At 45.5% G+C, this 25,909-nt stretch carries 16 protein-coding genes; 10 read left to right on the forward strand and 6 right to left on the reverse strand.

The genetic code is table 11. The features are described 5' to 3' along the window. Positions 1-92 precede the first annotated feature (92 nt). The 7 genes from MFF31_RS08245 (at position 93) to MFF31_RS08275 (ending at position 14,374) form a co-directional block, all read left to right on the forward strand. On the forward strand, positions 93-10,400 hold the full coding sequence (locus tag MFF31_RS08245) for an S-layer homology domain-containing protein (RefSeq protein ID WP_248565425.1): 10,308 nt from the start codon (positions 93-95) through the stop codon (positions 10,398-10,400). Between the two features lie 587 nt (positions 10,401-10,987). Continuing rightward, positions 10,988-11,212 (forward strand): hypothetical protein, encoded by a 225-nt coding sequence (locus MFF31_RS08250; RefSeq protein WP_238187553.1) that lies wholly within the window; start codon positions 10,988-10,990, stop codon positions 11,210-11,212. A gap of 67 nt (positions 11,213-11,279) precedes the next feature. Then, positions 11,280-11,786 (forward strand): SMI1/KNR4 family protein, encoded by a 507-nt coding sequence (locus tag MFF31_RS08255; protein WP_238187554.1) that lies wholly within the window; start codon positions 11,280-11,282, stop codon positions 11,784-11,786. Positions 11,787-11,942: 156 nt separating this feature from the next. Next, on the forward strand, positions 11,943-12,137 hold the full coding sequence (locus MFF31_RS08260; protein ID WP_238187555.1) for a hypothetical protein: 195 nt from the start codon (positions 11,943-11,945) through the stop codon (positions 12,135-12,137). 20 nt (positions 12,138-12,157) lie between these two features. After that, entirely contained in the window at positions 12,158-12,643 is a 486-nt protein-coding gene (locus MFF31_RS08265) for an SMI1/KNR4 family protein (protein WP_238187556.1), read from the forward strand. A gap of 419 nt (positions 12,644-13,062) precedes the next feature. Continuing rightward, on the forward strand, positions 13,063-13,812 hold the full coding sequence (locus tag MFF31_RS08270) for a hypothetical protein (RefSeq protein ID WP_238187558.1): 750 nt from the start codon (positions 13,063-13,065) through the stop codon (positions 13,810-13,812). Between the two features lie 217 nt (positions 13,813-14,029). Further along, positions 14,030-14,374 (forward strand): SMI1/KNR4 family protein, encoded by a 345-nt coding sequence (locus MFF31_RS08275; protein WP_282570468.1) that lies wholly within the window; start codon positions 14,030-14,032, stop codon positions 14,372-14,374. 122 nt (positions 14,375-14,496) lie between these two features. Here MFF31_RS08275 and sigZ read toward each other — a convergent pair whose 3' ends face one another. Next, positions 14,497-15,063: an RNA polymerase sigma factor SigZ gene (gene sigZ / locus MFF31_RS08280; protein ID WP_238187560.1), complete on the reverse strand. Its 567-nt coding sequence runs from the start codon at positions 15,061-15,063 to the stop codon at positions 14,497-14,499. A 50-nt stretch (positions 15,064-15,113) separates the two neighbouring features. On the opposite strand from sigZ, the gene MFF31_RS08285 reads away from it, so the two are divergent. Next, positions 15,114-16,205: an aldo/keto reductase gene (locus tag MFF31_RS08285; RefSeq protein WP_238187561.1), complete on the forward strand. Its 1,092-nt coding sequence runs from the start codon at positions 15,114-15,116 to the stop codon at positions 16,203-16,205. 62 nt (positions 16,206-16,267) lie between these two features. Here the strand turns inward: MFF31_RS08285 and MFF31_RS08290 are convergent, their stop codons facing one another. Together MFF31_RS08290 and MFF31_RS08295 are read right to left on the reverse strand one after the other, a co-directional pair. Next, positions 16,268-17,221, reverse strand: coding sequence for an ABC transporter substrate-binding protein (locus tag MFF31_RS08290; RefSeq protein WP_238187562.1), 954 nt, complete (start codon positions 17,219-17,221; stop codon positions 16,268-16,270). Positions 17,222-17,394: 173 nt separating this feature from the next. Then, positions 17,395-18,990, reverse strand: coding sequence for an AraC family transcriptional regulator (locus tag MFF31_RS08295; protein WP_248565426.1), 1,596 nt, complete (start codon positions 18,988-18,990; stop codon positions 17,395-17,397). Between the two features lie 293 nt (positions 18,991-19,283). Between MFF31_RS08295 and MFF31_RS08300 the strand changes: the two genes are divergently transcribed. Next, a complete protein-coding gene (locus MFF31_RS08300) occupies positions 19,284-21,974 on the forward strand; it encodes an S-layer homology domain-containing protein (protein ID WP_238187564.1) in 2,691 nt (896 codons plus the stop codon). Between the two features lie 115 nt (positions 21,975-22,089). Here MFF31_RS08300 and MFF31_RS08305 read toward each other — a convergent pair whose 3' ends face one another. Beyond that, positions 22,090-22,908: a polysaccharide deacetylase family protein gene (locus MFF31_RS08305; RefSeq protein WP_238187565.1), complete on the reverse strand. Its 819-nt coding sequence runs from the start codon at positions 22,906-22,908 to the stop codon at positions 22,090-22,092. Positions 22,909-23,207: 299 nt separating this feature from the next. On the opposite strand from MFF31_RS08305, the gene MFF31_RS08310 reads away from it, so the two are divergent. Further along, positions 23,208-23,540, forward strand: coding sequence for a DUF1904 family protein (locus tag MFF31_RS08310; RefSeq protein ID WP_238187566.1), 333 nt, complete (start codon positions 23,208-23,210; stop codon positions 23,538-23,540). A gap of 191 nt (positions 23,541-23,731) precedes the next feature. Here MFF31_RS08310 and MFF31_RS08315 read toward each other — a convergent pair whose 3' ends face one another. Then, positions 23,732-24,811, reverse strand: coding sequence for an ankyrin repeat domain-containing protein (locus MFF31_RS08315; RefSeq protein ID WP_238187567.1), 1,080 nt, complete (start codon positions 24,809-24,811; stop codon positions 23,732-23,734). 57 nt (positions 24,812-24,868) lie between these two features. Next, complete coding sequence (locus MFF31_RS08320) at positions 24,869-25,897, reverse strand: leucine-rich repeat domain-containing protein (RefSeq protein ID WP_238187568.1); 1,029 nt, start codon at positions 25,895-25,897, stop codon at positions 24,869-24,871. Positions 25,898-25,909: the final 12 nt, after the last annotated feature.

The following is a 25,909-nucleotide window of genomic DNA, read 5'->3' on the forward strand; positions in this document are numbered from 1 at the left end:
GAGGACTTCAATTCTCCCTCTCTCGAACTACAATGGACGCTGGCAGTTCTATTCAAATCACCAAAGCGTTTGTGTGAAGAGAGAGGAAGGAAATGATGAAAGTGATGGTTCAATTCAAAAAAATGATTGCAAGTGTATTAGTGCTCGTATTGGTGGCAACAAGCATTACAACCTCGGCATTCGCGGCACCGCCAGCGGGAAGCTACGATGTTGATGCATATAACACCGAGTTGCTGCGTTTGCTAGAGGAGGAATATGGAGCGGAGCAGGCAGCGGCTATGGTAGAGATGGTGCAGAAGCTTGGTCTTGTAGATGACCAGGGTCAGTTGCTTAGTTACTCCATTCTCCTAAATGGAGAGAACTACACGCTTGATGAGATAAAGCAGGTGTTGGATGACCCAGTTACTGATCTAACTCAAATTGCACTAGTAGATGGTGATCCGATTACGTTGGCAGTGTTGAGAGAGATGATTGCGATTGAAGAACGATTATCTGCGCTGACGTCCATAGGGACGGAAACCAGTCTGTCTACAGAGCATTTGGATAGTCTGGATTCATTGTTGTCACAAGCTGAAGGAGAGGGTGGATTGCCCTTTCTGGATCAGAATGGCAGTGTACTTGCCTCAACATACGGTTCTTCGACGTTTTCAAACTCAGATTATGGGGATGAAACGGTTGTTTCCGTGACTAGTGTGGAGGAGACGCGTGCTGGCGTTTACCCGGAAGTCGTAAAAATTACATTTGAGCTTAATAAGGCTCAAGCAGAAACGGTATCATTTTCCTACAAGCTAATGGAAAGTACACTTCATATTAAGCCGCGTAATAATCAGATTATTGAAGGCACAGTCCAATTTCTACCGGGTGAGACAACAAAAACGGTGTCAATGACAGGATTGTATGCCCAACGCAACATTGTATCGGCTTATTGTACGGCTGGCAGTAACCAATTCCACAGCAGCTCCATTGATTCCTTCCAGAATTATGTTTGGGGGGGTTATGGCAGAGCGGATTATATTCACTTTTACGATTTCAACAACCTGGATCGAATGGATTTCAGACATGTTGACAACAATCTTGATCATGTCCCATTTACCCATGCATATGAGGGTGGTGGCTATCTATCCATTACAGTGGGGACAGGCCAGGGATTATACAAATCGGACTCACTCAATGGACGCGGCATGGCTGCGTGCTACTATGTAGCAGGATTAAATAAGAAAACGGATAAGGATGCTTCGATGAATGACCCGACTATGAAAGAAGTACATGCGACAGCGGGTACGTATACGACGGGTCAAGTGGTGCCGATGCAAGTGCTTTATAGCAATATTATTTCGCGCGAACAACCAAGGGATCTGGATACGACACCTAGATTATTACTTGCCGGGGGAGGGGTCGCATACCCAGATGTAATGACATTCGCTGATTTTGCGAAACCACCAACGGGGCTATTCCCTTATTATCCGAGTCATTCCCTTATTGGCGGGTATATGGCGGTCGTTGGCAAAGGGATGACTCCAGCTGATCTAAAGGTTAGTGGTGTGGCGGACGAAACAGGGGTTATCGTAGTTGGAGCAAGTGAAGACTTTAAATACCGTAAAATGGGGGCTACTGCATGGGGGAACGATTTTACGAATACACCGAATATTACGATCGTATCATCACGTTCAGATGCATTCCAGTCGCTCGTATTGAACAAGACCAGCTATACCATTGGAGACACGCTGAAAGCGACACTTCAACTGAATAATACGAATGATGAGGCGGACTGGCTGATCGATGGCGTTATGACCCCGGCGGATATTGCCAAGCGGGTTATGATCTCGATTGGGGATAGGAGGATAGGTGCGCTTGACTTGCAGTGGAAGCTCGGCGAGGATGGATTGCCATTATCTCCACCCGTATTGGAAGGGCAACTGAAAATAACACAAACCATCTATGATGCCATCGAGGATGGAGATCTGCTGACAGATGGCAAGCAGATTCGTGCTAAAGTGTATTACAATCGGAATTTGACACCCGGCGCACTTACGACCGGAAATGTAAAGGATTTCGGGATGCTCGGTGAGAAGTGGATTGCCTTCCAAGTAACAGAACCGAAATATATTACTTCAAGCGAGCTATCGGTTACGTATCCGACAACATGGCCTTCGGGTACAGCGAATATCGTTAATATAATTGATGCTACAGCTACAAAGCTTGGTTTCACCTACCCGCTAAGCGCAACGTATACGACGCCAGATCAGTTCGAGTGGCGCAGCAGCGATGCAACGGTGGCGGGGATCACTGCGGACGGAACGATTCTACCTATCCAGTCAGGTGCGGTTGTCTTTACGTTGGTTGCCAAGAACAACGGCGAGGCTCCGGAAGCAACTGTAAGCACACAGCCGATGACGATCAGTGCAGACGGTTCAGCCGCAATTGTCATCCCGAGCTTTGCTAATCGGATCTATGTGAATAAGAATAAAAACGCAACGATTCTATGGTCTACGAACGTTATGGATCGTTACAAGGAGTTGGCTGGACCCGGCGGTGCAGCACAGAGCGCCAACTTTAAACTGGAGTTCTTCGAAGGGTACTACGACGAGGCGCAGCTTGTTGCACAGACACCGACCCAGATGTGGAACGCACCAACGACAACAGAATTAATCAATGCCACTAGTTTCGTAATTCCGGGGTCTTACATCCGGGATATATCGAGCAAGGATGTCCCTAGCTATACGGTTCGCATTAGCACGGCCAATCCAGAAAATGCACAGTCTACTCTATCTGCTATTTCTTATATTGTCGTCAGATCGGAATCAGCGATTGTTGCGCTGGATAAATCGCAAGGACAGTTTGTGCTTGACCAAGCAGGCAGTGTACCCTTGTCCTGGACACTTGATAACTTCGATCCCATCAATCAAGGGGAATTTGAATTTCAAGTGACGAAGAATGGGGTGCTTATGCCAGAGAGCGTCATCACGTTCAACAAGGCAAAAGGTCAGTTCAGCGATGCGCAAGTTACAGCCACAGGCGGCAGCTATAGTCTGCGGATAGATCCAGTCACAAACAGTAAGCGGATCAAGGACGATTACGCAATCACAATCGCTGTCAAGAACAGCACGGATTCAACATGGTCTTATGATTCGATGTTCTTGCAAGCATACAAGAGCGATGCACTGCAAATACAAGTAGATGGCCAGTCATCTACCTCGCATACGACGAGCAATATAGACAAGATTAGACAAATGACGAGTGACCAAATTATTGGCCTGAAACGTCAAATTACGCTCAATAATGAGATAGGCGTCAACAACAAAGATTATGACGATCTTGGGGAAATTACGGATCAAATTGCATGGAAATCAAATAGCAATCAAATAGGCGCAATCTATCATCGTAGTGGCGGTTATGTGGAGGATATTGAGATATTCAACAATCCTTCCTATCAGCCCAAGCAGAAGTTTCTATTAGCAGGATTAAACGATGGCACGACGAAGATTACCGCGACGCATGCCCGTACAGGAATTCGGGCTGAGCTCGACCTTACGGTAGAAACGCTGCAGGACAAGCTTTATTTGTTCCAACTGTATCCGAAGACGGAGACAACTTTTACGTACACGAATGGAGACGGTATTGAACGGGTTGTATCAAGTGATGCAAACGGAGAACTCGCCCTCTATGAGGAGAATGGTATTGCTAGCGATGTCTATGTGACATCGGTGTTTGACGGTTCCACTTATACAGGGGTGTACAGTCAGGATCGACTGCTATCGAAAGAAGGAAATCCAGCAAACCTGGAGTTGTATCCGATTAATATTTTGCAATTGCGTCAGTTATCTAAAGTAGAAGTATTCTTCAAAACACCTGACGGCAAGCCATACACGGGCAAAGTAACTTACCGCGGTGGTGTGTACAAGAATGGGAATTATGCAGAGGCAACGGAAGTTGGTGGTACAGGCATTGTTGTCGATCTGGACGATAATGGTAGGTTAGAGGTTATCTTCGACACGACTGATTTCTATTCCGTTGCAGCTGGGGAGAAGAACGCAGCCAACTTGTCTGCTAAGGACAAGCTTGAATTTATTATTGAAACACAGTTTGAAGGGGATCTCTATCAGCCAAGCTTGTTGACTTTTGATGGGGATGCAAGCCCAGTTGACCGGATTATGATTGGCGATAAAATTGCGCGCATGATCCTGAACGGAAGTAATCAGAAGACACCGATCCGCGTGAATCAGTATGTGTTGGATGGGATTAACAACACCAAGGCAGACATTCGGGATTACCGAGGCAAATTCGGCCCGAATGATCATTACCCGAATATTTCTCTGACGACTGAGTTTTTGTGGTGGGGGGAAGAGGTGGATAGTCAGGCCTATGCGGAGTTGGTCGTAGGCAGCACGGACCTTGTCCCACAGGGCCAATCCTATCAGACCATCAAGTACCCATTCTCGGACATGTGGCTAACACGTCATGTGCAGGTGTTGAATAAGGACACCATCTGGCTCGACAAGGCAACGTCGGGAATAACTTATTTTAAGTTGTATACAAAGCCGAATAGCTTCCGCAAGAACATTAAAACTTCATCTACTGTCATCAATATGATTGGAGTGCCTGATGTAAACAAGACATCGCTGCGCACTAACTTGCAGAAGATAAAGAATGAAATAACGAGTGCGAATGGGAGTGCGGCTAGTCCTAGCAATAACGATAAGGTCGTTCTAGAAACGTTAGGATTGCTCGGCAACATCAAGATGGATGTAGGCCCGCTGTCCATGCGTGTATATCCAACGGATGACCCGATGGTCTATAAGATGGTGATGTCCGCTTCTCTCGGTTCGATGGCATCGACGCAGGGCACGAGCGATGTTCAGTTTATGAAACCGAACAATAAGTTTACGCCAGGCGCAAGCGATCTCTACAATGTTGCGATGGGCAACTTTATAGAAGAGCAGAAGCGTCAATTTTCCCAAATCAATAAAGCAGGACATTCCGGCAAAGATATTCCGTTCAAGGCATCGGGCTATTATGTCGGGGAAGTTAAATACAACGTCAAGAAGGATGCGTGGGAAGCGATTGTGCATGCGGGTGGATTCCAAGCGGGCGGAGGATTTGAGTACTCATGGAATTGGAATGTCCAGGCTGGCATCGTACCAGTCACTTTCTCTGTAACCATCGGTGGTGGCGTCGATGTCGGATTCAAAACCTCGGTTTTATTCGATGAGGTGGCAGGAAACCCTTGGAGCGATCCGCAACAGGATAGTGTCAACGACTATTTGACCTCTCTGCGTGTAATTGCTTATATCGAAGCATTCGGCGGGATTGGTTTTGACTATTCGATTATTGCAGCCAAAATCGGGGTGTTCGGTAAAATTACGCTAGAGAACACAAGCACATGGTTGAATCGCGACTATTTGCAGAACAGTCACGATCGAGTGCTGTATGGCAACAAGTTGACGCTCGAAAGTATTGTGGGTGTACGGGTTGTATTCAAATTCTTATTTATTTCGATTAAGCATGATTTTGCTTCTTTGCGTTATAGCCATAGCTGGTTATCAAAGAATTGGAACAAAATTCAAGACTACTGGAAGGACAATGCGATTACCCCGTTTAGCGCGGCTACAATGGATGTGGCTATTCTAGCTTACATGGAATCCATTGGTGAAGACCCGATGCAGGTGTTCAGCACGCAGACGGTAGAGGACCGCGATTACTTGAATGAATACGTTCGAGAATGGAAGAATTCCCCTCGGGTACAAGGAAGAATGCTCGCCTCAACGGCAAGCGTTCCGCAGGTTGTACAATCTAATGCATATCCGTATTCGAATCCACAGGTAGCTGCAGACGGATCTCTGTTTGTCTACTTATCTGATAACAATAGTGTGAAAGTTGAGGATACGGTCGCTTCATGGGCTGTCCGTGATGGTTCGGGAAGTTATGTCGACAAAGGGAAAATTGTCGTTGATCCTGCGTTAGACGGATACGGAGATACAGGGCTTCAGCTTGCAGGCGAAGGCAACTTGATTGGTGCTGTATGGGTTAGACAAAAGGATATGATTACGAAGGATGCCGGTGAGGAACTAACGGCTTCGGATATCTTGCTCATGAATAATAGCGCTGAAATAATGACTTCTGTCTATGATGGGGTGAAGTGGACGACCCAGCGGCTGACGAGCAATCAAAGTCCAGACGTTGCTCCAATTGTGTCTGTTGGCGGCGGTAAAGTATTTGTCGCCTACCGTAGTGTTTATTCGTCTAATACTGAGAATCCACTTGATTTCTCAGAATCAGACAGCATTGTCTATCAGGTATATGATGTGGCAACAGGCGTATGGAGCGATGTTGATACATTGTATAACGGTACAAACGGTACGGTTATGGGGATGTCCTCTCAGACGATGATAGATGGCACGACGGCTGTCACGTATGTAATCAATCCGGGCAATGTCGCTAACATTCCTGCTGAACAATATGTGGCGGGAACGGACAATCAGATTGTCTATGCAGTCATTGATACGAATAAGGATCCTGCTGCAGTGGCAACGACATGGAAGACAATAGGGGTCAAAAAGAATCTTCAAGTGACGAATGATCGCAACACGAATGAGAACCCGCAGTTGACGAGCGTTATTTTCCCAGATGGGGTGGAGCGGTTTGTCCTTGCTTGGCATACGTCCAGTAGCGCGGGGGATGGCTCTAACGGAGACATTCGGATGCTGGCGATTAATCGCGAGGGCGAGGTATATTCGGAGTTTGTTGATAGTTTAAGTGCAGTGAAGGCGTACAATGATGTGACGATCAGCCCGAACTTTACCTTTGTGGAAATGACGGAGGCGACCCGACAGATCGATCGCTTGTCATTAATATGGAAAGAAGCACAGGTGGATGTGACTGCTGCGCAAGCGGCAAGTCGGGATGTGCTTAAAGCAGTGAAATTTGGTGTAGACGGCAGCGAATTGTTCCTGTCCGGTGTGATGGAACTAGGGGCGATGCCGAACGATACAAGCATTGATGCCATCTCTGCCTATATCGGCAATGCTGCAGGCACAGAAATTACCGCATTGTTATTGGGCACAACCTATACAACTGACACACAAGTGGTTGGTTCCCTGACACCGAAGGAAGAAGGTCAAGCCGGGGGAGACGCAATCCCGGTAACTGTATCGAAGACGATTAGTGCGATGTATAAGGCAAGCGGGTTGTTCCACAATCAATTCGATGCCCAGCAGGTGCTGTTCAACCCGGGCGAAATTGTCGCAGGCTTCGACTTGCCAGTTCAGTTCAATCTCGTTAATCAAGGCTTATCCGCTATTCAATCTGTAGATATTACGATTAGCGGGAATAAGACGACCTTTGATCAACTTGCACTTGTACCGAACAGCGGGCGCAGCTTGGTTGCGTATCACAAGGTTCCATCCCCAATTACGGATGCTCCTTATCAGATCGAGGTTACATTCGCAGGCGGTGATGTGTTGTCTACAACAGGCACCTTGCAACTGGATGTACCAGATATGGGTATCTCGAAGATTATCGTAATGAAGGAAGAGGATGGAAAGCGCACCTTATCTGTACCAGTCTACAACAAGAATGGTACGAAGCTAAGTAATAAAGGTCGAGTCGTCAAGTTAGGGATTTATGAGAATAACACGTACTCAGCGGATGCATTGATTGGAAAAGTACTGGAAGTCTCCGATGCGGATGAATTAGATCTAGTCGATCAAGGAGCCTATGTGAAGACAGTGGAGCTTGATGTAAGTGCCTACTTGACCAAGTATGGACTACAGGAGATTCCGGATAGCGGAATTACGGTTTATTTGCGCAGCTGGGCAGAGGATTCCCAGGGGAATGTGCTCAAGGAGTTCGATGTTACGGATAATGAAACGAAGATTACAGTAGACAATCTAGCAGTCAAATACAACACAACACCGATCTTGCTGACAGTAGAGCAGACGAACGATGCGTCGCATACGAGTGTAAATCTCACGATGCAGAACACCAATATGGCACCCGTTTCGTCCGGAAATGTCTTGCTCAATTTATTAGATGGGGATGGGCAAATTGTAGAGACCAAGTATGTGGAGACGGATGCCACTAGTCTGTTGAGTTTTATAGCAGAGGAGAAGAAAACGGCAACGGTAAAATTCAGCCAGGCGGGGGATTCGGTGCAAGCGGTGTTCTTCCAGGAGAGCACAGATGCACGAGATGCGACACTCAGCTCCGTGAAACTCAGCGGCGTTGCATTAGATTTTGATCCAAGTCAAACAACTTATGCACTGCCAGCGAACGACCTGAGACAGACCCGGCTTGTGGCAGTAGCGTCCAATAGTGACGCGACTGTGTCCTTGTTAGATGTCGATGGAAATCTGATTCAGTCGAGCAAAGGTTTCATCTCGATGGATCAATCGTTATTGCTGTCAGCGAGCGGCACAGATAACGAATTAACGATTGCGGTGCAGCCAGCTAGTTCAGCGGGCAAGGTGCAAACGTATCAGTTCATTGTAACGAATACGCAATCAGCCAAGCCGCACCTTGAGTTGAAGGTGAAGGGGAATGCCGGATCGGATGGCAAGTATACGGACCCGGTGGAATTGTCCCTATCGTCCTATGATGTGGATGGGTTTAAAATTAATAAAGCCATGTACAAAATCAACAATGACGACTGGATCGAGGTTGGTTACGATGGCAAAGCCGAGCAGAAGTTAATGACCTTGTCGAAGGAAGGGGTCTATCATGTTGGAGCTAAAGTAGTGTTGGCATCCGGACTAGTCTACGAAGTGGACTCGGTTGTTATTGAGATTGGAGGTGCGATACCGACACCAGTGCCAACGCCGGTGCCGACACCGACACCAGTGCCAACGCCGGTGCCGACACCGACACCAGTGCCAACGCCGGTGCCGACACCGACACCAGTGCCAACGCCGGTGCCGACACCGACACCAGTGCCAACGCCAGTGCCGACACCGACACCAGTGCCAACGCCAGTGCCGACACCGACACCAGTGCCAACGCCAGTGCCGACACCGACACCAGTGCCAACGCCAGAGCCGACACCGACACCAGTGCCAACGCCGGTGCCGACACCGACATCAGTGCCAACGCCAGAGCCGACATCGACACCAGTGCCAACGCCGGTGCCGACACCGACACCAGTGCCAACGCCAGTGCCGACACCGACACCAGTGCCAACGCCGGTGCCGACACCGACACCAGTGCCAACGCCAGTGCCGACACCGACACCAGTGCCGACACCGACACCAGTGCCAACGCCGGTGCCGACACCGACACCAGTGCCAACGCCGGTGCCGACACCGACACCAGTGCCAACGCCGGTGCCGACACCGACACCAGTGCCAACGCCGGTGCCGACACCGACACCAGTGCCAACGCCGGTGCCGACACCGACACCAGTGCCAACGCCAGTGCCGACACCGACACCAGTGCCAACGCCGGTGCCGACACCGACACCAGTGCCAACGCCGGTGCCGACACCGACACCAGTGCCAACGCCAGTGCCGACACCAGTGCCAACGCCAGTGCCGACACCGACACCGACACCAGTGCCAACGCCGGTGCCGACACCAGTGCCAACGCCAGTGCCGACACCGACACCAGTGCCAACGCCGGTGCCGACACCGACACCAGTGCCAACGCCAGAGCCGACACCGACACCAGTGCCAACGCCGGTGCCGACACCGACATCAGTGCCAACGCCAGAGCCGACATCGACACCAGTGCCAACGCCGGTGCCGACACCGACACCAGCGCCGAGTTCATCCATATTCAATATGGATCTGATTCAGTGGGATCGACTGTTGCGAGTGATTCGAGAGCGACTGGCTTCCTCAAATTCAGAACAAGTATCGTTTACGGATACCGCGACACAGTGGTCACGGAAGACGATTGATCGATTAGTGCAGCTCAAGGTTGTCACAGGGTACGGAGATGACAACTTTAAGCCTAACAAATCGATTACACGTGCAGAGTTCGCAACGATCATTGCAAGATTATTTGATTTTACGCCAAAGGACAATGATCTTGTAACGTTCAGTGATTTACAAGGACATTGGAGTGAAGAAGCAGTTACTGAGTTAGCGCAGTATGGAATTGTTTATGGATATATCGATGGTAGCTTCCGCCCGGACGAAAGCATTAAACGAGAGGAAATGATTGTCCTGTTAATGAGGCTTGTCAATAAGGGAGTATTGCCGCAGACAGGCACTGCCGACTTTGTAGATATATCCGATGGAGGCAACTATGCACAACAATCCATTGTTACCGCAGCGAAAGCGGGATTAATCCAAGGTTATAACGGACGCCTGCAGCCGAAAGGCAATGCGACGCGTGCGGAAACCGCCACGATGCTGTGGAAATTACTGATGTTAGATCCAGAATTGAAGGCGATTCTGGAAAACTAACTAATAGACTGTGAGATGACCTTAATGTCATTTCACAGTCTATTTTTCATTGGGTGCATTCGCTCAATATCATCCTGAACTCCTCAAGGTAAATTCGAACGTTACTGACTCCATTTCGTATCCCATTGGTAGTGCAGTAGAAAGCGATTTCGCACACTTCCTCTACAATTGGGTACTGGTTTCTCTAGTTTCAACAAGATTTACGAGCAGCACTCTCCTAGCTAAGGAGACAAAATCGCTTATTATAAACACTTTTTCGAAACAGTGATCGTAATTCCTAGCAGGGTGGTTAGAATGATCGTTGTTAGAATAAGGATTTCCACATCCTATATTTAATGAAGGAAAAATATGCTAAAAATTGATTGGATTCAAATAAATTTTAGGGTAGAGTATATTTCGAGAGCGTAAAATAATATGTGTAATAGAACTAAGGAACCACAACCCATTCATAGAAAAGAGCGGGGTTCCGTTCCGATCGTCTGTCCGGTAGGTATTGTATGGTCCCAGTCAAGGTAAAAAGAGAGGTGCCGATATCATGTTTGCATTAAAGTTTACTCAGTACGTGGGTATTGCTTGTAGCGTCATGTTTGGCGGTACGGTGGAGCTTCAAAACAGAAAAACTCATAACGGTTTCTTGGCTGGCATTTCTACTTCCTGCCGTCTTCCAGCTCGTGGCTGCTTTTTGGATCGGTCCCGGTCAAGCGAAGTGGCTGATCGAATTCGGCTGTATCAATCGGGTGCTCTCTGCCCTTCTGGGTGTGGCTGTCTGGTATCTTCTCCAAGTAGCTAATGCTTATAAGAGAGGCAAATGATTCATGCATTTCTATGTATAACAGTTCATAGCAGGAGTGACTAGAAACCGATTAGAAGGTGATGATTATGAATAATAAAATTGTCGAGTTTATAATTTGGGCTCAGAAAAACGGTTGGGATATAGTCGAAAAATCCAGCCTTCAATTCAATTTGGATCATAGCATCATATCTAGATATAAGGAAATCCCACATGACTATTTAGATTTTTTAAGTAGGATTGAAAAATGTGTTGCGCCCAATGAGATGACTTGGTTTATTTGTGAGAACGAGTTCAATAATCGCTCAGATATTGCGTTTAAATGGAATGAATATGAATTGCTCAGTTTGGAAGCGGCGATGGATGATGATAGTTGGAGGGCAGAAATAACGACATGGTGGAATAATTACATGCCAATCGTTATGTCAGTAGATGGTGGATATTCCTTCTATGCAATTGATGTAACAAATGATAAAGGTGCTATTGTACGTGGATATGAGCCTGAATTCGAAGAAGTTGAAAAAGTATCAAATACGCTTGAAGAGTTTTTTGATCTAATGATGTCGAGTGCAATAGAGGGTAACTCAAAGTCCTAAAGTGACGGAGATATACCCTCTTTCTCATGTGGGAGTGAAATATGACAAATCCCATTATTTAGTATAAAAGCAGGTGGTTTTAGGATAAACAAACACTATAATAGAGTTAGGATGTTTAACATTTAAGGCTAATCTAGTGGTATTGGAGGCTATTCTATGGGAAGATCGTTTGCTAACTTGCAAATGAAGTCTAGTAATGTTGAGAAGACTATCGAAGCATTAAGAAAGTTAAATGAAGTGTATCCCAAAGTATTAGGAAGGAAAGAAGATCCAGAGACCAATATTGTCATGTATGTAAGCCAAAGCAAGGAGGAATCTCTTAGAGATAAATTTGTAAAATATGAATTCTAACGAGCGGCGGTGATCCAAGAATGAAACTTGAAATAGGAGATGAAACGATGTATGAACGATTGACCGATAAGCTGAAAACGACTACGGCTATAAAATGGTTTCCTGGACACGGGGCGGAAGAGCGCTGGATAGTAGAGGTAGAGGAGGAGCTAGGATTCCGTCTGCCGCCGTCCTATCGCTGGTGGTTGACGCATTACGGCAATGCTCGATTGGGAGACGGAAGTATACTAGCGATCACCGATCCAGAACACAGAGAGTATGTTGATACCGACATTCTTTATATACATAGGTTGAATCAAGCGGAGGATTGGTGGGTAGCCCGATTCCCGAACAGACTAGATTTGTACGTTCCGGACAGTGACGAGCTTTACTTTTTCGATACGTCTTTTAGAGACGAACAGGGTGAGATGCCGGTCATGTGTTATGATCTCATGAATGATATGATTGACATTTATGCCTCGACATTTGCGGAATTTCTGGAACAGCTGATCGACGAGCGAGGCTAAGGGATGTTCGGTGAATAGGAGGAGTTATGGATACGGAAGAAATGGAGGAGTAGAATTTTGACCAACGATCCAGAAACGCTGGATCGGAAGCAGATCGAGCAAGATTTGCGTACCGGCAACCAAGTCATTGTTCAGTTTTCTCATCCCGATTACTATGGTTTCTTATTAGAGGAGGTGGACGAGCTTTGCGCGCGCTTGGATGAACATTTCGCAGTTCGTTTTTACGGGAACCATTCTCTCTCGTTCAATGCTCATACGCTTTTGCGGATTCCACATGTCAAAATCAGACAGGCAAGGTATTCATCTGTTATCACGATACCGAGGAGATCAAGTTATTAGCGAATTCATTCGAGGATCTAATTGAGGAAAATTTTTGCGAATGGTAATTCATCCTAATCTATTAATAAGGGGGTGTATTCATGTACATCGTATCTCGGCAACAGCCGCTGTCTGAAGACCAAAACCGAGTGCTAGCAAAGGAAGATGCCGCAGTTTTCCCTCCAGACTACCTTCGGTTTTTGCGACAATATGGCCAAGGGACTTACAGAGGATGGATAAATGTCCAATTGCCTGATGCGGAGGTGCTTCGACCTTTTGCCGAGTACGGGTTATGGGAGCATGACGAAGACAGCCCCATTACTGAGCAACAGATCGGCGAGTGTATCGTTATAGCTACAACGGTGGACGGTGATTTTCTGGCAGTGCATCCCGAGAAGACAGGGCTGCTCTGGCTGCCTCGGCATGCGGATCAAATCAAGGCGATTTCACTAGAGGCGCCGGGACAGGATGGCGAAGGGTCGTACGCCTTGGTTCTGGATAAAGTATACGAGCAGGTGTATGGGTGCAGCAGGCAGGAAGCTGTCTATTATGAACCGTGGACAGATACTCGGAATTATCTCTTTTTGCGCTTGCCACCAGGGCAGGATCAGCCCTCGCTGCCCGAACTGGCGGGAGTGTGCCAAGTGGATTTTCCACCTGATTTGACCATCGAGACATCATTTGCTTGCTTCCTGTTCTATCAGCAGCTAGGTGGTTATGTGCGATTCAATTATGCCTATCAGCAAGAGGTGGCCGTCTTCTATGAACAGGATGCACAACAGGCGTTTGCTGTTATGGAGCAGTGGCTCTTGTCGAAAGGGTGCGAAGCGATTTCAGAAAATAACAGATGATCTGGGTGTTCCTTAAGTGTGAAAGAGGAAGGTATACATGAAACTAGTGAGAGACATCCAAAACTTACAATGAACCTATGTATAGGGAGAGAGGATCGAACTCCTGTATGAGCGTTTGGCAGAAAAGCTGAAAACAACTTCCGCTTTAAAATGGTTTCATGGTCATGGTGCGGGAGAGAGCTGGATAGCGGAAGTCGAAGGGAAATAAGGATTCCGCCTGCCGCCATCTTATCGCTGGTGGCTTGTTCATTATGGTAATGCCCGGTTGAGTGGCGGGAATATTCTAGCGATCGCTGCTCCAGAACACAGAGAGAATTACGATGGTGACCTTCTTTACATATACAGACTGAATAAAGCCGAGGAATGGTGGTTAAGCCGGTTTCCACACAGAATGGACTTGTTCGTGCCAGATAGCGACGAGCTTTATTCTTTTGATACGTCTACTAGAGATGAACAGGGAGAATTTCCGATCATGTATTATGATCTCATGAATGATTTGATCGACAAGTATGCTTCAACGTTTGCGGAGTTTCTGGAACGGCTGATTGACGAGCGTTCTTAGATAAGAATAAATGAATGATTACGGAGAACCTTACCACAAATAGAGCGAAATAAAGCTCGAAAAAAGTAAATCCGGCATGTAATGAGTTCCCTTGAGGGACTTATCACATGCCGGATTTGCTATTAATCGGATTTCTTCTTTAGTTTCGGTTCATTATGTGTGACGGAGTATTCTACGATATTCCCATAATGATCCGCCTCGATAGCGCAGCAGCTGGTCATCATCTCTTTTACTAGTTCGCGACCGCGCTGCACTCTGGATTTCGCTCCCGAATAGGAGATATTCAAATGTTCGCTTAGCTGCTTCTGCGACATGCCCTGCAGCTCGGAAAGCTCAAGCGCCTCTCGATATTTATCAGGCATGCGAGTCAGGATGTTCATCATCCCTTGAGCGGTCTCCGAATTACAATCTGCGACTGGTTGTTCATCCTCGACAATGTTCATGGTATCCAGGAGTAGAAGTGCCTCCATCTTTTTTTCCTTCCGGAAATAATCAACGATGCTATTTCTTGCGATTTTAAAAATCCATGCGCGTCTCTTTTCTTCATCTTGCAGACGAGTCATTCCTTCATAAGCTTTCATAAAGGTCATCTGCACAATGTCTTCGGTATCAGTGTGATTATTCGTTTTATGCAAAACGAAATTCCGGACGTGCTCATGGTATTCATCCCATAATTGCTCTACATTCATCGGCGCGGTCCCCCACTCCACGAAATTTATTCAAAAAATTCACTTCTTATTTGCGTCTATTCCGATTTGGCTTCGTCTCCATTGATATAAACCAAATAATGGAGGTAGTAAAGACGATGAAATACAACTTACTTGGCAATACAGGAGTGCTGGTATCGGAGATAGGGTTGGGAACAATGACATTCGGCGGCGGCGAAAAGTGGGGTGTTTTCGGCGGTCTGGGCGAAAAGGAATCGGCGATTTTGGTTGATCAAGCGATGGATGCCGGTGTGAATTTTTTCGATACGGCCAATGTATACTCGGACGGACAATCGGAAGAAATTCTCGGCAAGGCCCTGAAGAACAAAAGGCATCAAGCTCTGATCGCGACGAAGGTCAGAGGACGCACGGGATCTGGTCCGAACGAGCTCGGGTTATCTCGATTGCATATTATTGGGCAAGTCGAAGCAAGCTTGAAGAGGCTCGGAACGGATTACATCGATCTGTACCAAGTCCATAACCCTGATCAATTAACGGACTGGGAAGAAACGCTTCGGGCTCTCGACGATCTGGTTCGGGGCGGGAAAGTTCGCTACATCGGCAATTCTAATATGACAGGGTGGAACATAATGAAAACTCGGGGTCTCTCGCAGCTTCACGGACTCCATGCTTTCAAAAGCAGCCAATCTTACTATTCCCTCGCCGCACGCGAGATCGAACGGGAGATCATTCCGATGCTAAAGGATCAAAATATGGGCTTAATCGTCTGGAGTCCGCTTTCCGGGGGCTTCCTGTCTGGCAAATACACGCGGGATAATCCGGGCAATGCCAATGACCGACATGCGAAGGTTCCGTTCCCTCCGGTCGACAAGGATAAAGTATTTCCGATTATCGACACGCTTCAGGATATTGCAGCAGCACGTGAGTCGACGGTTGCCAGAATCGCTCTTGCTTGGGTGCTGAATCAGAAGAGCGTAACGAGTGTCGTTATGGGTGCGAAACGCCCCGATCAGTTACAGGATAACCTTGCAGCAAGCGGGATTATTTTAACAAGCGATGAATTGACTAGACTGGATGAGGTTAGCCGCATACCGACCGAGTACCCGGCATGGCCATTCTTGGAGGGTGATGATTCTATCGTGAGGAAGCATTTGAAATACTAAAGTACAAATCTAGGGGGCCTCCTAAGTCATTTATGACTTTTAGGATCAGCCCCCTCTGTTTTTTATTTGGTTAATTTTTCGATAAAAAAGTCTAACTGAGCGCTCATGGAAATCGGATCATTAAAGTAAAACCCGACCGGATCAAATTCAAATACGCGGTTTTGTTGAACGGCAGGTAACTTTTTCCACAATGCACTCTCATACACGCTGTTACCCGACAAATCTGTTGTCCAAGGCGCTGTAAAAATATAATCTCCTGCATACTCCGGCAACTTCTCGAGCGAAATTTCCTTGTAGCCGATTCCGCTGTCGATTGCTTCTTTCTGTACCACGTCCGGCGCTTTAAGCCCGAACTCGTCGTATATGATTTCTCCGCCTCGACCAAAAGAATTGCCGTAAACGTACATGCCACTCTTAAGCGGCTGAATAATAGATACTGTACGATCACCGACTTTATCTAAAATAGACGGCTTCGCTTGTTTGATTCTGCTATCCCAGCCGGCAATCCAATCGTCCGCTTTAGCTTCCGTCCCGGTCATGACACCGAGCTCCTTCAGCTGCTGCTTGTAGTTCAGCTTGCCGTACTCGATAAGTACGGTAGGGGCAATTTTTTGCAACTCTTCGATAATCTCAGAGCCAGTATAACCAATAATTAAGTCGGGCTGAAGCTCCAGTAATTGTTCTAACGACGAACCGTCGCCCAAGTTGACAACCCCGTCTGTTAATCCTTTGTAGTACGGATTTTGGAATGCATAATCCGTAACGGCTATCGGCTTAAGTCCCAGTTCTAAGAAATAGCCATAATACACTTCGGCAAGCAAGGCGATTTTTTTCGGTTTTTTCGGGATGATAATATCGCCATTAGCCGCGGAATAGGTAATTGTTTCGGATACCGGAGAAGGCGTAGGCTCGGACTTCGGATCATTCTTTTTATCGGAGCTGCCACATGCTGTAAATACGGTTAGTATCGTTACAACCATCATACACAGACCAAATCTTTTAAGTTGAATTTTCATCTAGCTGCAACCTCTTTCTCAATGATAATTAATCTCATTTACGAGGTTTAGTTTATCATTCGATTCGGAATTATCGCAATGCCTTTAATTGGGCAAAATTATGGATAAAACCGAGGTCACGTGAAGGTCCAATTGTTTGCTTTCGCAGTTACTCTGTCTGCCTGCTTTCGCAGTCACTCCCCGTCTGCTGGATTCAGAAGGACATCAGCAATCTTATCCAGTTGCCGGACAGACGACAAAAGATCTCCCGGGTGCAAGATATTCATTTCAATCATACGAATTTGACCGTTACGGTACGCCTGCAATTGTCTCCAGATCGGACTGCTCGTGATACGATCGAAGTGCGCCCGACCCCCATCTTCGTCATATATGCTGATGATCATATGATCGGCGGCAAATCGGGGTAAGTCTTCTAATATAATGTTTTTGTACCACAAACTAGCGTCTGCGAATGCTTTCTTTACGGCTAGAGGAGCATTCAAACCGAGGGATTCATATAAGTTGAACACGCCTCTTCCGAATGAGGGATTTCCGAACACCCATATCTCATCTTGCCATATTTCATATACACCTACCGTCTCGTCCGGACCGATAACATCTGATAGTTGTTCTTTAATCAGCTTTGCCTTTCGTTCGTAGATGGCAATCAAGCTTTCCATTTCTTCCCGCTTGTTGAACGTTTCCGCTAGTTCTCGAAGCCGACGGACGGGATGGTCGAATGGGATGACTTTAATTTGTACGGAACTTGAAAGGTGTCGATAGATTTCCGCCGTCCCCCAACAATCCGGTATAATAACGAGATCCGGTTGAAAGCTGTGCAATTGATCGAGTCTATTATCGATTTCGATCACGTCTTCCAACTCATGATGCAGCAACTTTAAATTGCCTAGACTATTGCTATGCGAAGCGGCTATGGGCTTTACTCCTAGCGCAAGCAACTCTCCTACAAGTTCGACAACGACGATTCTTTCAGGTTTGTGCACGTAACGCGAAGGTGATATTCCGACAACTTGTTTGAATTTCCGGCTTAAATAAAGACCGTCGGAATAGCCGATACGCTGAGCAATTTCATTTAGGTTACGATCCCCTAAGAATAAATATTGCTTCGCCTTGTCGATTCGAATTTTCGATAAATATTCCATATAGCTCAGTCCTGTTTCCTTTTTGAACTGTTTGGAAAAATAATCAGGATGAAATCCGCTCAGTAGCGCTAAGCTTTCACGGCTAATTTTTTCTTCGTAATTTCCCTTCATATACGTGAGGACCGCTTCAAGCCAATCGGGCTCAGATTTATCGCCGCTATCCTCATGCCTAATTGGAAGTAAATCGAGTAACTCGCCTAATTTCATCTGCTTGCGGTAGGAAGATTCGGTGGCGTCCATGGCAAGCTCTTTCGCAATGAATTCTGCTCGTCGAATCGCTTTAACCGCAATCGGACCATCCGTAAGCCATTCCGATTGTCTGTCCATATAGACGGCACGTTTGCCGTCCGTTTCTGTTTCTCGTACGATATCGAATGTAACGAGATACCCGGTAAGAGGAGCCCCGGAAACGGAAGTCACTCGAGCAATCCTGTCAGGATTGACGAACAGAAGCGAGCCGGACTTGGCAAACCAACATTGCTTACCAATTCGGACTTCTCCCTTGCCACTCGATAACACGATAATGCCATAACCTTCGATCATTCGATGTTGGCTCTGTCCATATTCGTGAAGGTGCAACACTTCCGTGTCGCTCCACATACAAGATTCTCTCAACTCGTTGCCCACCTTAATACAGCGTATTATGTAACCTTATCTATATTTCTAATATAGCATAGCGAAATAATTTTTAAGTTAATACTCAATATTTACACAGTTGGACGAGGAAGGGAACGGTATTGGGGTCCCCAAAGTAGCTGATATTTCTACACATATAGACACTCCAAGAGAATCCCATTTCGTGCATTCCTTACTCTTAATTTGATTAACATAAAACAAGGAGAAAGGCTATTGGTTAGCCGTCGGCGATCCGATAAACAGTATAACGAAAATATATGGGAAACTTTAGGCGGAGGTAGACAATGAAACGATTAATAGCAACACTGTTATGCTTTATTTTAATGTTCACGGCGTATTCAGATACGGTTCAGGCAAGTGGGAATGACATAAGAGCCGTTAACGAAGGGGAATATACACGAATTGGGGATGATTTCGACAGCCTTGACGAGAATATACTACTAGCGAAAAAGGATGGAACCGTATGGGGTTGGCACATCATAGGAACCGTGGAAGATCCTCTTAATCCTTCAGATACTTTCTATAAAGCTAATCTGGTACAAATTCCGGGCTTGCAAGATGTGAAACAAATCGTAGTTGAAAGGAAAGGGAGTAGTAATTTTAATTTTACGACTAACTACGTTGCGCTAAAAAAAGACGGAACCGTATGGTATTGGGATGCTAAACCTGACAGGATTCTATCAAACAGTCCTTCGAAAACCCCAAAGAGTATTAAAGATTTGAATAACGTAACTTCACTTGTAGCGAATTTTAACGTCAGCTATGGGTACAAGACCTTGTTCGCATTAAAATCAGATGGTTCGGTATGGTATTGGGGAAGTAAAATAGGCGACCCCGAGCAAATGATCCAAAAAAGGCTGCTTGATGATGTCATATCTATAAAGTCCATGGGTAGTAACGTATACGTCGTTAAAACAGACGGTTCGGTATGGAGTTGGAATGCAGCTTCGTACCTTCCTTATAATCTTTCTAAAAACGAAGGTCCAGAGAAGATTGAAGGACTTGCAGGTATCGTTAACATACAACCGGACATTTATACCAACTATGCTTACAAGCAAGATGGCACAGTATGGATCTGGCCAAGGACTGACCCGGGTAGTATTCCTATACAATTACACACAGCAATAGATACTCAATCGATTATTCAATTCCACTGGAAGCAAGATCCGAATATCGACTCAATGTATGCTTTCCGAGGGGACGGCCAGCTTTGGTCATTGGAAAACGATAACGTTCTCCCTGGGCTTGATGAGATCGTTTCCGTTCACCAAAGAGGATCGTATGCAGCTTCAAAGTATCATTATGTATTAAAAAAAGATCACACGTTGCGGGCTTGGGCTTATTCTTCTTCTGTTTTGCCGAAGCTTATTGTTTTCACGAAAGACCCGGCAACTAGTAAGCGCCCTGGGACATCTGACAAACCAACAGATGATGGCTCTGAGACAAAAGCCAAACCTGCGTTACCGACTTCGCCGGAAATCGGCCTTTATCCATTCCTCACAATGCTTGAGCCTGGCGAGAAACAGTTCATTGCTGCAAACAATTTGCCGGGGACAAAAGTAACGTATACCGTTGACGATTCGAGCATTGCAACCTTATCGAATGTGAATGGCATTCAGGTCGTAAAAGCAAATAAATTCGGGCAGACCATTGTGAGGGCAACTGCAACTAGAGCTGGTTTTCCGGATGTGACCGTCTATTTTTTGTTGTATGTCGTTGACAATAAAATGCTGCCCGATACTTATCTTACGGCCGTCAAGTCAATTCCTATCGCTGACAAACAAAATCACTTTATTGTGGAGGGAGTGACTCAAGCGGGAGAGCTTGTTATTACAAAATCAAGCAGCGAAAAGCCAGTATTTCTGAACGACCAATTTGTCATTACACCTGAGTTAATTGATCGCATAGCTAGCCATGCATTAAAGGCAAAGTCTACGGTGGAGCAGACGTTATTGGACAACGAGATTGTTCTTGCTAGAAAGCTAACTGTTAATGGGGAAGTTTCGACCTTGCCGGAGCAGAATGAATACACGTTTAAGCTATATAAGGATAGCCTAGTCAATCGGAAAGATCTTGACTATATTACCGTTCAAGCGGGTGACGCGAAACTAATCGTTAATCTTGCGACCGCAGATCGTCTGTTCAATTCACGATCGGTTATCGTTATTCGGCTGGCCAAAGAAAATAATGGCGGATATCGCGTGCAATTTTTAGATGAACAAGGGAAGGTTCTTTCTAACGTATCAAGTAATATCGGACTGATCCTGCCTGTAAATCAAACGAATGCAACGAGTAACAGCGTCTTCTTCACGAACGGGAAAATAAAGCAGCCAATAGGCGGAAAGCTGAATTCGGACAAAAATGGCGTGGAGGTTGAAATAAACCGTTCAGGTACATATGTCTTAGACGATAACTTCAAATCGTTCCCTGATGTTGGAGATAAGGATCCGGAGCTAAAGCAAGCGGTACAATTTCTGAGCGCTAAAGGAATCGTCAACGGGAAAGACAACGGCAATTTTGAACCTGATTCTTTGCTCACCCGTGCAGAGTTTACGGCTATGCTTGTAAGAGCCTTTTATGCTTTGGATGAAACAGCAGTGGAGAGTTTTTCAGACGTGAACCCGCCTGAGTGGCATCTTCCATTCATCGCTTCATCCGAAAAAAAGCATATCGTTGAAGGGTATCCCGATGGCAAGTTCAGGCCGGATCATACAATATCCCGTCAAGAAATGACCGCGATCGGCGCAAGATCACTGCATGAAAAGAAAGGATATTTTTACCCTTCGAATACGGATGACTATCTAAGTCCATTCATGGACAAAGAAACGATATCGAATTGGGCAAAGCCAACTATGGCTTTGGCTGTGAAACAGCGCTTGATCGATGTTCCTGCAGATAGGCAGATAAGAGCTCGCGAGGCTGTCACGCGCGGAGAAGCAGCCCGTATGCTGTACCGGCTTTATTTACAGCTTTGACCGCTCTGGCTCGAACAACAGCTTAAAGCGATCACTTCTCGGTATCCACTGAAGGAGTGGTCGCCAAGTTCTTCTGTGAGCGGAAGATTCCGTAACCATACACATGCCATAGGTATCACAGCCGCTTGTCATTATAGAAATTGAGATGAAAATGGTCAACGTCATTATAGACACGAAATTCATATCCTTGCTGCTTATAAAATGCAATTATGTCTGGAAGTGCTTGTAAGGTTTGTTGTGTTTCATGCATGAGAATGACTTCTGTGTCTCTTTTCGTTTGCAATTTAATCGTTTCTACAATTTGATTTGGATTATCTTTAAATATCCAGTCCTGAGAATCGATAGTCCAGTCCCAAATTTTAATTTCAGCGTCGTCAATTTGATCGCGAATTTGTTGATTCTTCAATCCTGGTACTGAACCATAAGGCGGACGAACCAACTTAGGATTTGTACCAGTGATATCTTGAATAAGAGATAATGTATCGTTCATCTCTGATACAAACAGTCCGTCATCATATAACCTTTTATAATCATGTGTCATACTATGAGCTCCAACATAATGGCCTTCTTCTGTTGCTCGATTTACACTTGCTTGTAAATCGGTTTTTTGTAAGTAAACTCCCTGCATAAAAAATGTAGCTTGTATATCGTGTTCTTTTAATGCATCTAAAAATTGATCAGTCAATGCAGTAGGGCCATCATCAAATGTTAAATAAACAACTTTACCTGTGGACTCTTCAACAGGTTCTGTTTCTTTTGCCGGTAGTATGTCACTTTGTATGATATGTTCATTGGCTACTACTTTTTCTTCGGGGGACGAAGTGAGTTTCCCTATTAAAAAGATCAATAGAAAGATAGCTGCTAGAACAAAAATTAATCTTCTTCTTTTCTTTTTTACCCTTCTTATTTTATTAACACTTTGTAGTGTATGCATGATTCATCTAGCCCCTCTATGAAGTATCTGGTGTATTGATAAAATCTTAATAACTTCAAGTATTCAGCTAGTGTAGCAAGTGGATATATGATAAGTGAGTTAAACTTGTATAGAACTTGTAAAAGATTAATTTAACGGGCAGCGCACAAAGACAAGTGGGATATATGAGGGAAGAGAATTTTTAATGCAGGCATCCATCACTGGAGGTATTCAAATATAACTCATCAGATTGCCTCACACAGACCTGTACATATACAATAAGAAAAGGATAAGACTTGAGTCGACCAGGAGGATATTAAATGCCACAATTAATTTTCAGAGGAATTCCAGCCGAGGGCATTCGTGCAATTAGCGTATCGCTCGTAGAGGAGATGGCCTCAATCTGCCAATGCGGAACGGATAATTTCACCTTAGAGTGCCTGCACGTTACCGCTATATTTGACGGGAAATATACCGATTCATACCCTTTCATCGACGTATGGTGGTTTGAGCGGGGGGACGAAGTACGTGATAAGATGGCCGAGGCGATCGATAGACATGTCCGGTCGCTCGGTATACCTGATCTGGAAATTTCGTTCCGGGTTGGTCGCGAGGACAATTTTTATATGAACGGCCGCCGTTATAGTTCCTAGCTGATGATATAAATACTACTTTCGAAAATCGTGTTCCATTTATGGACGTTTTTAAAAAGTAGCTATTTATCTTGTGCAGCTATGAGATGGCTTTTGAATTCATTAGGAATCATAATGAAATGATTCAAACATGCGAAAAAAACCGCTACTGTATACCTGTTTCTCTACAGGTGTACAGTAGCGGTTTTCATTTACAACTCTCCTTCAAGAAACTTAATGAGGTACATTTCAGGCTGGGCGAGGAACTCTGTAAAGCTGCACAAATCCGCATATTCCTGATGCTCCACGTCATAACAGCCTACCAAGCCTTTTTTCTTCGGATTCCACACTAGCTGCAGATCGGAGTAATTGTCGATATCAGCTGACAGACGCAACAGCTTTTGCCGGTCGACTTTCATCTCGATCGTATCGGTCAATGTGAAAAAATCGATATAATCGATTGCATAGTCATTTTTCGTTAGCTCAAGGCGCAGCTTGTCTCCGCTTAGAAAGTTGACTAGTTCATCGGTCAATTTATATTTCTTCAGCTCATATTTTTTATTTTCCATATCATGAAACTCAGCCGGCTCCAGTGATTTCAAATAGTCTGCCAAAACTGTATTTTTGTTGCTGATCGCAATCGTATAGGGCCTTTCGCCGTCCTTTTCCGCTAAAGTTACGTCTGCACCGCGCTCAATCAATAATTTGACCATGGCTAGATTACCGATGCGTGCGGCAACAGTTAACGGAGTTGCTTGATGAGGATAAACCATATCCGGTTTATTATAATTGATATCCACGCCATGCTCGAGCAAATAAGTGAGTGTCTTATAGTCATGATCCGACACAGCTTGACGCAATACAGCACCGCCATGCAGCTTTATATCTAATCCCAGCTCATGAATGAGCGGTATATTGTTTTTGTTGCCATAGTAGGCTTGCGAGTATGCGTCTGACCCGACTTGATTGCGCTTGTCCAGCTTGGCTCCTTGCGCCACAACGTACCGAATGATATCTTCCTTGCAATAGCGAACAGCTCGCAAAAATGCCGGATTATGATAGACATTCAAGTCGACGCCGTGCTCCACCAGGAGCTTTACGACATCCATTCTCTGCGATATAAGCGCCAGATCTAGCGGACTTAACGTGGTGTGCTTGCTAAGTACGATGCCCTCTTCAAAATCCCAGCCTGCTGCAATTGCAGCCTGCAAAGCAGGAATATTTCCTTTGTAAATATACATCGCAATTTCTGGCAGCTCCTCGAACTTCCCGATACCCTTTAGATTAATCATCCATTAACCGCTCCTACTCAAAGTCTTATGAACAAGTATAGAAATTACTTATTATCCTTAAAAGGAGTTGCTCCATTTTTGAAAACCCAGCTTTGATAATGAATGTTGAATTTCTTGATCTACTTTGCTTTTGGCAGTCGCAAATTCAACTGTTGTTAAAGAACTTGAAAGGATTTGATTAATAAAGGAATCAAAATCAATTGCCGTTTTAAAAATGCGAAGCGTGTGCAGAGAAGACAATTGCTCCAATCCCGTCATGCGAGTTAAAGCTTTGCAATTCGAAATAGATAACTCCTCCAAAGCCTTCATCTCCCGGTCAAAGCAGATTTCATTCAGTTGGATTTGATCCTCGATCATAAGACTCGTTAGCGCTTGGAAATTCGTAATATTGGTCAGGTCATGAAAACCGCGGACTCTACAAATCTCCAGATGGTCAATTTCATTTTCTTCGATTTCTTGAATATGCTCACGACCTCCTAGCAAAATGCGAAGGTGCTTCAGCTTCTTCAGTCGATTAATAAAATGTAGCGGTAATTTGCTAATCGAATGCAGTGCGAGATAATTCAAGTCCTCCAGATGGCCTATAGCATCAAGGTTTTTCACCTTGCCCCCGATATGCAAGTGTTCTAAATGGGTGTATGCCTTAAAATGTTGTAAGTTGAGCACTTTTTTATCCGAGATAATCGTTAATTCCCTTAGAGAGCGCAGCGTCTCAATTCCCAGGATGTCTGAATTCTCCAGCTCGAATATGCCGATATGTAAATTGCGCAAGTGTTCCAGCGCGGCTAGTGCTTCAGTGTTATGGGCATTGGTGAGACAATTGAGTTGCAGCATTTTGACATGTGGAATCCGCCGGAGAGTATGGCCATCGAACGAGAGGGAATAGTGACCATAGAAACGTACTCCGAAATTTTCATCAAAGAACGCGCAAAGCTCATCCACTTCCTCCAAGATGGAGCCATAAAAATCCGGGTGAGAGAACTGAATAATCACTTGCTTACCGCCGCGCAAATCCTGCTCGATCTGATTTCGGTCCAGCACAACGGGATTATCGATCAAAACCCTACTTTTCCACATTTTGCGCATTTGAAATTCCTC

Source organism: Paenibacillus sp. L3-i20 (genome assembly GCF_022180385.2).
Taxonomy (GTDB): domain Bacteria; phylum Bacillota; class Bacilli; order Paenibacillales; family Paenibacillaceae; genus Pristimantibacillus.